Genomic DNA, 12,298 nt, shown 5'->3' with positions numbered 1-12,298 from the left:
TGGTTCACGGAAAATGCGGTCCTTGTCTACGGTGAGGGCGCTCGGCTCAGGCCTTGGTGGAGAACCGGTAGCCGGTGCCGCGCACGGTTTGTACCAGATTTTCGTAGGCATCGCCGAGGGCCTTGCGCAGGCGCCGGATGTGCACGTCGACGGTGCGCTCTTCAACATAGACGTTGCCGCCCCAGACCTGATCCAGCAACTGGCCACGGGTGTAGGCGCGCTCCTGGTGGGTCATGAAGAATTGCAGCAGACGGTATTCGGTCGGGCCCATCTCGGCCGGGCGGCCGTCGATGGTCACGCGATGGCTGATCGGGTCGAGCAGCAGGCCGCCGACTTCGATCGGCGCTTCGCCATCGGTCGGGCCGGCGCGACGCAGCACAGCCTTGAGGCGTGCGACCAGTTCGCGTGGGGAAAACGGTTTGGTGATGTAGTCGTCGGCGCCGACTTCCAGACCCTGGATCTTGTTGTCCTCTTCGCCCTTGGCGGTGAGCATGATGATCGGGATGTCCCCGGTCAGCTCGTCACGCTTGAGGCGGCGGGCCAGCTCGATGCCGGAGGTGCCGGGCAGCATCCAGTCGAGCAGGATCAGGTCCGGCTTGCGGTCGACGATGATGGCGTGGGCCTGCTGCGAGTTCTCTGCCTCGAGGCAGTCATAGCCGGCCATTTCCAACGCAACGGCGATCATTTCGCGAATGGGCGCTTCGTCGTCGACGATCAGAATGCTCCTGCCAACCATGCCTTAATCCTCTTGTCATTTAACTGTCTTGCGCCGCATTAGATAACGGAATTATTGCAGTCGTGTGACAGTATTTTAGTCCGGCGGCGATTGTGCGAATCCTGAACTAAGCTCTAAGTCCGAATCCTGACAACCACAAGAGAAGGTTTCCATGACTCAAATGACTGCTTCCTTTAAGGCTTTGCTGATGGCTGCCGCCCTGACCTTGCCTGGACTGGCGATGGCGGCCGAGCCGGCCATGATGAAAGACGGCATGATGGTCGACCACAAGGGCATGACGCTTTACACGTTCGACAAGGACAGTGGCGGCAAGTCGATGTGCAACGGCGACTGCGCCAAGAACTGGCCGCCGTTGATGGCGCCGGCAGATGCCAAGGCTGAAGGTAAATGGACAGTCATCAAACGCGATGACGGCATGATGCAGTACGCCTACGACGGCAAGCCGCTGTACACCTTCGTGAAAGATGCCAAGCCGGGCGATATGACCGGCGACAAGATGAAGGACGTGTGGCACGTGGTTCACGAGCACAAATAAACGCAAATCCCCTGTGGGAGCGGGCTTGCTCGCGAAGGCGTCTTTTCAGTCAGCCTATGTGGCAACTGACCCAACGCTTTCGCGAGCAAGCTCGCTCCCACAGGTTTTGTGTTTCAGCGTAACGCGTAATCCAGCACGATCCCGATGAAAATCGCCAGCCCGGCCCAGTGGTTGTGCAGGAACGCCTTGAAGCAACGCATCCGGTCCCGGTCCCGGGTGTACCAGAATTCCCAGGCGTAGCACCCGGCGGCTACCAGCAGGCCGAGGTGGAACCAGATTCCCAGCTCGAATTTCGACCCCGCCAGCACCAGACAGCCCAGCGACAGCGCTTGCAAGGTCAGGATGATCACCCGGTCTGCATCGCCGAACAGGATCGCCGTGGATTTCACGCCGATCTTCAGGTCATCGTCGCGGTCGGTCATCGCGTAATAAGTGTCGTAGCCCACCGTCCACAGCAGATTGGCGATCCACAGCAGCCAGGCGGTGGCCGGCAGCTCACCGGTTTCGGCGGTGAACGCCATCGGCATGCCCCAGGAAAACGCCGCGCCCAGCACCACTTGCGGGTAGTAGGTGTAGCGCTTCATGAACGGATAAGTGAACGCCAGCGCCAGACCGCCCAGCGACAGCCAGATGGTCGCGGCGTTGGTGCACAGCACCAGCAGGAAACTCACGCCCATCAGCAGCGCGAAAAACACCAGCGCTTCTTTCGAGCTGATCCTGCCGGCAGCAATAGGTCGCTGCGCAGTGCGTTTGACGTGGCCGTCGACCTTGCGGTCGGCCCAGTCATTGATCACGCAACCCCCGGCGCGGGTCAGGATCACGCCGAGGACGAAAATCACGATGTTGGCCAGCGATGGCGAGCCTTTACCGGCAATCCACAGGGCCCAGAGCGTCGGCCACAGCAGCAGGTAAATGCCGATCGGCTTGTCCATCCGCGTCAGCTGGATGAAGTCCCAGGCGCGCGGGTTCAAGCGATTCAGGGATTTGAGCAGGCTTTGGTACATCAGCAGTTCTCCGGACGGGCGCGGACAGCTTCCCACAGCGCAGGCAGGAAAATCTCCGCCACCAGTACGCTCAAGGCGCCACGGTCGAACCGCGAGCGCCGTCCCCACAGGCCGGCAGCCTGGGAGCCTTCCGGCAACCAGTGTTTCGGGTAATGGCAGACTTCGATGGCGCGACGCTGGAAGGCGTGATCGCAAAACAGCAGTTCGCCCAGCGAGCGGCTGCCCAGTTCATCCATGTGCAAGCCGTCGCCCTGCAAGGCACTGCGCGACGCCACGCTGCGGGCGAACACCCAGGCCTCGCCATGCCCGCGCAGATACACCTCGCGCACCCAGCCCTCGCTGCCTTCGGCCAGGTCCAGCGCGGCGCATTCGTCGTCGCGCAGGGTCTGCCAGCCTTCGAACAGCGGCGTCACGCTGAAGCCGTCATCGGACAGGCGCGTCAGCCGGCGGGTCAGGGAGCCTTCATCGAACAGCCAGTCGAGCGTGGATGTGTCGGGGAGGGGTGTCAGTTCGCTTTGCGGGCGCCACAGCGGAGCGTTTGTGTGTTGCACAATGAGTCATTATTGGCAGCAAATGAGGCGGCGAGCTTACCATGGCGAGCCGCGAGTTTGATTGATCCGGGTCGCCGCTGCGCCGAACAGGCTTGCATCTGCCCGGCCCGATCAGTACAAAACGCCCTGAGCCGGACGGCAACGCTGCACCATCGACCGTCCGCGCCGGCTAAAGCCTGAACCCTGAGGAAGTACCTGAATGAAAAAGTGGCAATGTGTGGTCTGCGGCCTGATCTACAACGAAGCCGACGGCTGGCCGGATGACGGCATTGCGCCGGGCACCCTGTGGCAGGACGTGCCGGAAGACTGGCTGTGCCCGGACTGCGGCGTCGGCAAGATGGACTTCGAAATGATCGAAATCAACTGAGAAAACACTGAGGAGTAGGGCATGAGCGCACCTGTCGTCATCATTGGCACCGGGCTTGCGGGTTACAACCTGGCCCGCGAGTTTCGCAAACTCGATGGCGAAACCCCGTTGCTGCTGATTACCGCCGATGACGGTCGCTCCTACTCCAAGCCGATGCTTTCAACCGGCTTCGGCAAGCACAAGGACGCCGACGGCTTGAGCATGGCCGAGCCGGGCGCGATGGCCGAGCAGTTGAAGGCCGAGATCCGCACCCATACCCGCATCAGCGGCATCGATCCGGGCCACAAGCGGCTGTGGATCGGCGAGGAAGCGGTGAGCTATCGCGACCTGATCCTCGCCTGGGGCGCGGAAACCGTGCGTGTGCCGATCGAAGGCGACGGCGGGGATCTGGTGTTCCCGATCAACGATCTCGAAGACTACGCGCGCTTTCGCGCGGCGGCCGCCGGCAAGCGTCGGGTGCTGTTGCTCGGTGCCGGGCTGATCGGCTGCGAGTTCGCCAATGACCTGATTCTCGGTGGCTACGAGGTGCAACTGGTTGCACCGTGCGAGCAGGTGATGCCGACCCTGCTGCATCCCGCTGCGGCGGCTGCGGTGCAGGCCGGGCTGGAAAGTCTCGGCGCGCGTTTCCACCTCGGCCCGGTGCTGACCCGCCTGCAAAAAGTCGCTGACGGACTGGAAGCGCACCTGTCCGACGGTCAGGTTGTCCCGTGCGATGTGGTGGTTTCGGCCATCGGCCTGCGCCCGCGGATCGATCTGGCGGCGGCTGCCGGCATCCAGACCAATCGCGGCGTGGTGGTCGACCGTCATCTGCAAACCTCTCACGCCAACATTTACGCCCTAGGCGACTGCGCCGAGGTCGACGGGCTGAATCTTCTGTACGTCATGCCCCTCATGAGTTGTGCGCGAGCGCTGGCACAGACCCTGGCCGGCAACCCGACCATGGTGAACTACGGACCGATGCCGATCACCGTAAAAACCCCGGTCTGCCCGCTGGTGGTTTCCCCGCCGCCACGGGGCCGCGAAGGCGTCTGGACGGTCGAAGGGCAGGGCGCTGACATCAAGGTGCTGTGCCACGACGCCGAAGGGCAATTGCTCGGTTATGCCCTGACCGGCACGGCGGTGATGGAAAAACTTGCGCTGAACAAACAGCTTCCGGCCTTGCTGGCGTAAATACCGGTCGTTCTGTCGGAATCACCCCGCTTTTGCCCCCACAAAGGTCGCGGGGAGACTGGCGCCGCCCTTATCCGCGTGCCATCCTCACTCCCGTCTGCCGCAGAGTAGAGCCTGCGGCGCCTTGGGCGCTGTTCCAACGAGAACAGCACGGACATAACAACAAAAAACCGTCAAAGGGGCTTCACTAATGCGTAAACCAGAACTCGCCGCTGCAATCGCTGAAAAAGCGGATCTGACCAAAGAGCAGGCCAACCGCGTTCTCAACGCCGTTCTCGAAGAAATCACCGGCGCCCTGCACCGCAAGGACAGCGTCACGTTGGTGGGCTTCGGCACCTTCCTGCAACGCCACCGCGGTGCCCGCACCGGCAAAAACCCGCAGACCGGTGAACCGGTGAAGATCAAGGCCAGCAACACCGTTGCGTTCAAGCCAGGCAAATCGTTGAAAGACAGCGTCAATCCATAATGGCGGTAAACGCCCGGTCAGCCGGGCGCGCTGCATGAAAAATGGGCATACCGATTGCGGTCGGATGCCCATTTTTTGTGCTCGATGATTTCGTCCGGATCAGCCATAGGTAGCCAATACCATCCTGGCAAACTCTTTCTTGCTTGCCTGAGGTCCATACTGTTTCAGGTAATCGCGCCATTCAGACTCCAATATGGGACCTTCATGAACGCCGTCAGTTGCCAGATGCGCTGCAGCATCATCTATCAAGGCCTGGGTGTAGTGTTTCGACGGACCGTCGTCACTGGCCTCTGAGGTTGTAATGATCGGCCTGACCGTTGTGTAGAGAAAACCAATCCCAGTCAGCATTGAGAATTCGAGGGGACCGCCGTTTACTGCGCATCCAAACCCAACACAGCCTTCAGCTCGAACGGAGATATTTACCGCGAGAGTTACCACGACAACCCAACAATATTTGCGGAGAAGTCCTGATCTATCATGGAGTCGATCTGTCATGAATGCGGTGCCTTTTCTTGCTACGGTTAAATAGTACAAAGCTTCTTAATCTGGATGGCATCTAGCTTGTCGAGGTATCGATGACATGACGACGAAGGCTCTTGCGGGCTTCACCAACTGTTATATGGGATACCGTATTTTTCGATGTAGGCCTTGGATTCCTCATGGAGCTGTCGATGTCTTCCGTTGGACCTCCCATCGTAGGGGCCTTTGGGGTTGATCGTGGCCTGGACTCGCATGATTTCAGTTGACCGAAGACACTGGCCGCCCAGCCAGACCTTGGCGATGCCGCCGGGCACAAGGCCAATGATCACCATGTTTCGGTAATCCGTGATCCATTTGCCGTCTGCCCCACAGAAAGCTTTTTCACTCTTGAGCATAACTTGGCGCGCCGACTCCGGAATCTCTATGTAGGCTTCGTAGGTTTGCGGCTCGGCCATGGATTGCCAGCGCACGTAGACCAGACGTGGCAGTGCGGCGCCCGTGACATATCGGCCTTTGCCTACGGGATGTTCCGGCCACCCAATTGGTTTCCCCCGGAACTTGGTGGGTACACCTTTACTGAGTGGCCGAGGGTAGGAAATGGCCGGAATTCCAAAGGCTGCGCCTCGAAACACGCGCTTGTTGACGTCCACAACGTCGGCAGTTTCGATCCAGACCTCCATGTAATCGGGAGCAAAAAATCTGAGCATCCAGCCGTCGTAAGGCAGTGATTTTCTGTCGGCGAACGCGCAGCCGCCCAGCAAAACAGCCAATGTCAGAGCGAAGACAATCTTGAGCATGTACGAGTTCTCACGCATTGGGGTGCACCACACGAGCGGACTTGTCGGCGGGGCGATTGATAAACAGGATGTTCAGCCCGGTTTCGTTGAATCCCTTCGCAGCATTCCAGTTGGATGACAGATGAATGTAGCGTTGCGCGAGTAGCGCTTGCTCGTTCAGGTTCAGATCGATACTGCGGGTTTCGCCCAACGCATAAGTCATCAGTTTCTTAGCGATACTCTTGAGTTCTTCTGGTAGCACGTATTTCTGATCTTCTTCATCAATTGTCTGGAACTCGACCCCGTGCCTGGTCGCCAACTCCCGCATGATTCGCAGGTAAATCAGGGACAGGTCATTGCGCACGACTCGTTCGCTGTAGACCGCTGCATAGACATTTTTTGATTTGCGCCGATCACCCTTGACGTTGCTGGCCGTTTCCACCGCCCAGGTTTTGACTTGAAGCGTCAGTCCATAGAAATGCAGTTGGTCCTGAAGCCTGCCGAGCTCTTGCTCAGCCAATCGATAAGCGTTGGTCGAAGACGAAGGGGTATTGAAGTCCACGTCGCGACTACAGCGCGGCTTGCTAAGCAGTACCCGTTCGACAAGATTCGGTAAGTATCCGCCGCCCAGGTCGGAATGGACGCCCGGCAACACAATGTCGGCGTTTCCGGCGCTGTTAAGCGAAAAGTTGTGGCGGCGTTCGTCCCGCGCAACCAGGTGCACGACTTTCTTCGCAATGTCCGGCGCCAGATACAGGTTGACTCCGGGATTGTTGGCGTCATGGACGCTGAAGTCGCCGTCAGCCATGCTGCCTATGGCGGCAGCTGTGTCGAAGATGCCTATAAAGTTGATGCTGACATCAGTGTTTTCCCGCCAAGAAAAGCTTTCAGGGAAGAGTGGCGAGTCCGCCGGCAATAGCTGCGCCAGCGGGTTTTGATCGCCTTTCATCACTTCATTGGCGAAGTGTCTCGCGGCAGCGGCGCCGCGGCTGAAGCCGAAGATATCGAACTCAACTGACTCAACCTTACGGGTCGGGTTTGCCAACTCGAAAAGTCGAATTCCTTTAAAGATGCTAGTTGGGCTTTGTTCAACCTTCGCCAATACACCTTGTGCACCTGTGCCGGTCATTTGCGAGAAAACCGAGTCGTCCTCATTACCACTTGTACCGATGCCATCAAGGTAGACCGGGATGTATCCAATCTTTTCTCCCTCTGTCAGTTGCCGGTTTTGGTCATCGCGATACAACCCATACAACTTCGCCACATTGCTCGCATCATTCCCATAACTGTTATCCGGCACATTGCCCTGTCCGTCATAACCATGCATCTGGCAGAACTGTCGAATGTCCTCGGCTTCCTCCTCAAGATTCACATCCCGCGCATAGCAGCCTTTCACCTGTTCGCTGTTGAACAGATTGTTCCCCGTCCCATCGAAAAACACGCCGATCCGCAAGGTGATGCCAGCAGGTAACTCGTCTTCCAGTTCGACCTCTTCCTCCTCTTCTTCGAGTTCTCCTTCCTCCGCTGCTTGAGTGGAAGCAGTTGCTGGTCCTGCGGCCAAGGCACCCGCCATCGCGGCTTCTGGATGATCAGCGGCTCCGCTGGCGGACGTCTTTCCACTCGCCACCATCTCGGTACTGCTGAAGATCCCGCCGCTGTCGATCACGATGTGGTGACTGCCCGCCTTCAGCGTGATGCTGGCGCCGGCATCCAGCACTACGCTGGCGCCGGCCTTGATCTGCACCTGCTGGCCCGCCTCGACGGTGATGATTTTCCCGGCCGTCGTCTGGCTACTGCCCTGGATGCTTTCCCAACGATCACGCCCGACCGCCAGCCGGCTGTCATGGAGAACCTGCCGCTCCATGTCGCGCTGGGCGCGCAGGTAAACCAGTTCCTGACCGGCGCGATCTTCAAGCGTCAGTTCGTTGTAGCCACCCGTGTCAGGCGAGCTGCGACTGCGCAGCACGGTTCGGGTCTTGTGCTCGGGAAGCTTGTACGGCGCGGGGGTTATCTTGTTGATCACGCAGCCGGTAATCAGCGGCTTGTCGGGATCACCTTCCTCGAAGGTCACCACCACTTCCATCCCGATGCGAGGGAGGATGACGGCACCGAAACCGTTACCGGCCCAGCTCGACGCCACCCGCACCCAGCAACTGCTGCGCTCACTGTTGAATTCGGCGCGGTCCCAGTGGAATTCGACTTTTACGCGGCCGAACTCATCGCAGTAGATCTCTTCCCCTTTGGGGCCGGTTACTCGAGCGGTCTGGCTGACCAGCGGTGACCGGCGTGCGGGCAGTGGCGGGCGGAACACTACTTCGGCAGGAATCGCGCGGAAGGTGTTGCGATAGCCTTGGGTAAAACCGTCCGCCGATTGAGTTTCGCTGCTGGCCGACTCCTCCAGAACTTGCGGCTGCCGTCCGGTGTGGGTGACACCGAGCAGCAGCCACAGACCGTTGTATTTCTGGCGAGGGTGTTCGGTCAGTTCAAGCAGATGGCCACAGCGCAGGGTCGGTTGGTTGCTTTGACCCTCGGCCATTTCATAGTCGGCGCGATGGCGTTCCAGAGCCTGACGGGCCAGCTGCTTGCCACGCTTTTCGTTCTCCAGCAGCAGCGGGTATCGGTAGTCCTCAAGTGTCGGCGTGAATTCAGCGCTGAAGCGGCTTTCGAGTAAAAGCGTCGGTCGCCTCAGGTCGTAGTCGCGTCGCGTGACCCGGCTTGTCCGAGCGGCGGCGCGCAAGGAAAACCTGCTGACCACCGTATATTCCGGGACCATCCCGCTATCCCGGCGATAGGGTGTGGCGCGCAAAGTCGGGAGGAACACCGCGTCATCGGTGAACACCAGCAAATGGCCTTGCGCGGAGTGCTGGTGATGCCAGGCGATGCCCTCCTCGGCACACAAGCGCTGAATGAACTCGAAATCACTTTCGCCGTATTGGGTGCAGTACTCCCGTGCCGCGAGGGGCTGGACATGAAAGGTGAACGCATCGGCGAGGATGCCGTGTCGCTTGAGCGTTTGCGTGATGATCTGCGGGACAGTCTGCTCCTGGTAAATCCGTTGATCGTGACTGAACTGCAAATAGTGGAGGCTCGGCACCAGTGTCAGGCGATAGCGGGTCAGGCGTTTTTCCGACTCACCCGCCAACACATCTTCGATGCGCCCGTGAATGCCTTCGCCGTTGAGGCCGAACTGCAGGAAGGCAGGCTGACTGAGCAAGCCTTCCATATCGAAGTCGGCGTCTTCACTGACCAGTTCGATGTGGAGGGAGTAAAGGGTACTGATGGTCTCGGTGCCTTCGAAGGCCAGCACCTTGAAATCGTTGCGAACGGCAGGAATCAGCAACGCAAAGTGCGCAGAACTGACAGCTCCAGGCATACGCTTGTCCTTAAGCAGAGAGGGGAAGACGGCGTGATGTCGAAACCCTCCCTGGTCAGCGCACGCGAACATTGGCCGGCACGCTAACAAGGTGTTAAACAGATTTATGTAAGAAGGATCGCTTGTTTAAGTCGGAGCTTTCCGGGTTGTAAAACAAGGTAGAAATTGTGGGAAATGGCTGTGAGAAAGTGACGGCGAATGATTGGAATCCTGCGTAATAGTCTTATGCAGGCAAGGATCCAGGACTATTAAACATATAAATGCCATCAAATTGATGGCACTTTTAATGGTGTCTGTTGTCGCCAGTCATTTGTTAATAAATGGCGGTGTATTTTCGGAAGAGTCCTACTTCAAATTTTTTCGGGGTTTGTCATGCTTTCGCCGCTTACTTGTGGAACGAGCGTGCAGATGTTCTCGATGCCGCGTGCCGGCCGCTCTGGACCAATGCTTTCGGAATGGATACGCGAAAAAGTGAAATATAAAGGGACATCAGGGAAACCCCTGTCACATATAGGGCGATCTCCTACACCGCCCAATGAACAGTTCGTCTTGTTGTTTAAACGGATGCTTGCTAGTGGCCATCATAGTGATTACGATGCGCGCACTTGAAAGAGCAAACACTCAATTGGATGAGTCTTCCGACTGCTCTTCGATACTGTCCCGCGCCGCTGCAACTCCAATAGGCGCACGACCGTAATCCTGATAAAGGCCATGGATGTCCTACTCAAGCAAACTTTCCGCCCATTACCTCGAACTCGCTAAAGTCTCTGTTTCCAAAGAGAATTTTGCGGGCGAAGACGTTCGTTTCTCGAGCGAATTCGAGGCCCTGGAAAGCGAGCTGGCCAAAGCCTCGTCGATGCACGAAAGCGGGCAGATCGACTGGCTGAAAATTCGCGAAAACAGTGAAAACCTCCTGCGTACCCAATCCAAGGATTTACGTGTCGGCGCCTGGCTGACCTGGTCGCTGTACCAGCGTGAATCCTTCCCCGGCCTGCTGGCCGGCCTCGGTTTTCTGCACCATTTGTCGGAAAACCACTGGGCCGAGGTTCACCCGCTCAAACCCCGCACCCGGGCCGCCGCCATCGGCTGGCTGGTGCCGCGTCTTGAGCAGGTCATCACCGAGAACATCGCGATCAAGGAACAGCTGCCGATGTTCCGGCAGTTGTCCGAGCATCTGTCCGGTCTCGACGCCGCCTGCACCGAGCATCTGGGCGATGATGCGCCGCTGCTGCTGCCGCTCTCCCGTCGTCTGAAAACCATGATCCAGCGCGCCGCCGACAACCAGCCGGCACCCGGCGTGGTGGGCGCGGCGGTGGCGCAGGTCAAGCAGGCCGCCAGCCAGTTGCTGGCACCCGGCGCGCCGATCGACAACGAGAAAGAAGCCCACAAGGCCCTGCGCGCGCAGCAGGAAAGCGCCCGCCCGCTGTGCGCCTGGTGGCTCAAGCAGAAAGCCACCGACCTGCGCGCGCTGCGCCTCAACCGCACTTTGCTGTGGATGACGATCGACGCGGTGCCCGAGCGCAATGCCGAGCAGATCACCGTGCTGCGCGGGTTGCCGGTGGACAAGCTCAAGCAGTATCAGGACCGTTTCGATCAGGGCAAATACGCCGACCTGCTGGTGGAACTGGAGGCGAGCCTGGCGAAGGCGCCGTTCTGGTTCGATGGCCAGAGGATGGTCTGGGAATGTCTCCAGAACCTCAACGCCGAGCTGGCCATGCGCGAAGTGGAAATCCACTTCGCGCTTTTGATTCAACGCCTGCCCGGCATCATCGAGCTGCGTTTCCATGACGGCGCGCCGTTCGCCGATCCGTCCACCCGGGCGTGGATCGCCGGCAACGTCATGCCGCACCTGCAAAGCGCCAGCGCGCCGCGCAAGGTCGAGACCGAGAACGCCGAAACCCAGCCGGCCTGGGAAAAGGCCCTCGAAGAAGTCCAGCCGATCCTGCGCAAGGAAGGCCTCAAGCCCGCGGTGCAGATCCTCAAGCAGGGGCTGCAATCGGCGCACGGCGGCCGCGAACGCTTCTTCTGGCAGTTCGCCCTCGCGCGGCTGTGTTTCCTGGCCAAGAAATACGAGCTGGCCAAGAACCAGCTCGAAACCCTCGATCAGACATTACAGGACTCAGGCCTGCACGCCTGGGAGCCCGATCTTGCATTGGAAGTGCTGCACCTGCTGCACAGTTGCTGCGAGTTGTTACCGCAGAACCATGCCGTACGTGAACGCAAGGAAGAGATTTATCGCAGGCTGTGCCACCTCGACCTCGAAGTGGTACTCGAATAGGCCCCAGGGCCACAACCGCAAGGAGAAAAGCCATGGCCAAAGAAGGCTCGGTAGCCCCCAAGGAACGCATCAACGTCACCTTCAAACCCGCCACCGGCGGTGCTCAGGAAGAGATTGAACTGCCGCTGAAGCTGCTGGCAATCGGTGACTACACCCACCGCAAGGACGATCGCAAGATCGAGGATCGCAAGCCGATCAGCATCGACAAGATGACCTTCGACGAAGTGCTGGCCAAGCAAGAGCTGGGTCTGACGCTGAGCGTGCCGAACCGTCTGCAGGAAGATGGCGAGGCCGACGAGCTGGCTGTGCAACTGCGCGTCAACTCCATGAAGGACTTCAACCCGGCCAGTCTGGTCGAGCAAGTGCCCGAGCTGAAAAAACTGATGGAACTGCGCGACGCGCTGGTGGCCCTCAAAGGCCCGCTGGGTAACGCACCTGCGTTCCGTAAAGCCATCGAAGGCGTGCTCGCCGACGATGAATCCCGCGGTCGCGTACTCGGTGAGCTGGGCCTGAACGCCGCAGCTCCGGACGCTTGAGACTCCAGCAGCCAAGGAAGCCAACA

General features: G+C 59.2%; 12 protein-coding genes. 6 read left to right on the top strand and 6 right to left on the bottom strand.

All coding sequences use genetic code 11. The features are described from left to right. Positions 1–46 precede the first annotated feature (46 nt). Positions 47–736, bottom strand: a complete 690-nt coding sequence (gene phoB, locus CAG25_RS01765) for a phosphate regulon transcriptional regulator PhoB (protein ID WP_003229608.1) — start codon at positions 734–736, stop codon at positions 47–49. Between the two features lie 151 nt (positions 737–887). Between phoB and CAG25_RS01760 the strand changes: the two genes are divergently transcribed. Next, a complete protein-coding gene (locus CAG25_RS01760; protein ID WP_007954346.1) occupies positions 888–1,271 on the top strand; it encodes a hypothetical protein in 384 nt (127 codons plus the stop codon). Between the two features lie 113 nt (positions 1,272–1,384). Here the strand turns inward: CAG25_RS01760 and ubiA are convergent, their stop codons facing one another. Both ubiA and CAG25_RS01750 read right to left on the bottom strand, forming a co-directional pair. Continuing rightward, positions 1,385–2,275 carry a 4-hydroxybenzoate octaprenyltransferase gene (gene ubiA / locus CAG25_RS01755; RefSeq protein WP_085612418.1) on the bottom strand — a complete coding sequence of 297 codons (891 nt, stop codon included), beginning with the start codon at positions 2,273–2,275 and terminating at the stop codon, positions 1,385–1,387. Continuing rightward, complete coding sequence (locus CAG25_RS01750; RefSeq protein ID WP_085612417.1) at positions 2,275–2,826, bottom strand: chorismate lyase; 552 nt, start codon at positions 2,824–2,826, stop codon at positions 2,275–2,277. Before CAG25_RS01750 ends, ubiA begins: the two co-directional genes overlap by 1 nt. 199 nt (positions 2,827–3,025) lie before the next feature. Here CAG25_RS01750 and CAG25_RS01745 point away from each other — a divergent pair, with 199 nt between their 5' ends. From CAG25_RS01745 to CAG25_RS01735, 3 genes are all read left to right on the top strand, one after another. Further along, positions 3,026–3,193: a rubredoxin gene (locus tag CAG25_RS01745; RefSeq protein ID WP_007954349.1), complete on the top strand. Its 168-nt coding sequence runs from the start codon at positions 3,026–3,028 to the stop codon at positions 3,191–3,193. Positions 3,194–3,214: 21 nt separating this feature from the next. Further along, on the top strand, positions 3,215–4,363 hold the full coding sequence (locus CAG25_RS01740) for an NAD(P)/FAD-dependent oxidoreductase (protein WP_085612416.1): 1,149 nt from the start codon (positions 3,215–3,217) through the stop codon (positions 4,361–4,363). A 190-nt stretch (positions 4,364–4,553) separates the two neighbouring features. After that, the gene (locus CAG25_RS01735; RefSeq protein ID WP_003213368.1) at positions 4,554–4,829 is read left to right on the top strand and encodes an HU family DNA-binding protein; all 276 of its coding nucleotides are present in this window, start codon (positions 4,554–4,556) and stop codon (positions 4,827–4,829) included. 99 nt (positions 4,830–4,928) lie between these two features. Here CAG25_RS01735 and CAG25_RS01730 read toward each other — a convergent pair whose 3' ends face one another. The 3 genes from CAG25_RS01730 to tssI all read right to left on the bottom strand — a co-directional run bounded on the left by CAG25_RS01730 (position 4,929) and on the right by tssI (position 9,458). Continuing rightward, positions 4,929–5,177, bottom strand: coding sequence for a hypothetical protein (locus tag CAG25_RS01730; RefSeq protein ID WP_178076481.1), 249 nt, complete (start codon positions 5,175–5,177; stop codon positions 4,929–4,931). A 257-nt stretch (positions 5,178–5,434) separates the two neighbouring features. Then, positions 5,435–6,106, bottom strand: coding sequence for a DUF2931 family protein (locus CAG25_RS01725; protein WP_371857696.1), 672 nt, complete (start codon positions 6,104–6,106; stop codon positions 5,435–5,437). 10 nt (positions 6,107–6,116) lie between these two features. After that, positions 6,117–9,458 (bottom strand): type VI secretion system tip protein TssI/VgrG, encoded by a 3,342-nt coding sequence (gene tssI / locus CAG25_RS01720; RefSeq protein WP_085612413.1) that lies wholly within the window; start codon positions 9,456–9,458, stop codon positions 6,117–6,119. Between the two features lie 715 nt (positions 9,459–10,173). Between tssI and tssA the strand changes: the two genes are divergently transcribed. Together tssA and tssB are read left to right on the top strand one after the other, a co-directional pair. Next, the gene (gene tssA / locus CAG25_RS01715) at positions 10,174–11,736 is read left to right on the top strand and encodes a type VI secretion system protein TssA (protein ID WP_085612412.1); all 1,563 of its coding nucleotides are present in this window, start codon (positions 10,174–10,176) and stop codon (positions 11,734–11,736) included. A 32-nt stretch (positions 11,737–11,768) separates the two neighbouring features. Further along, positions 11,769–12,272 carry a type VI secretion system contractile sheath small subunit gene (gene tssB, locus CAG25_RS01710; protein ID WP_003229587.1) on the top strand — a complete coding sequence of 168 codons (504 nt, stop codon included), beginning with the start codon at positions 11,769–11,771 and terminating at the stop codon, positions 12,270–12,272. Positions 12,273–12,298 lie beyond the last annotated feature (26 nt).

The sequence above is a fragment of the Pseudomonas sp. B16(2017) genome (assembly GCF_002113205.1).
Classification (GTDB): Bacteria; Pseudomonadota; Gammaproteobacteria; order Pseudomonadales; family Pseudomonadaceae; genus Aquipseudomonas; species Aquipseudomonas pharyngis.
This window is presented reverse-complemented; position numbering and strand designations above follow the sequence as displayed.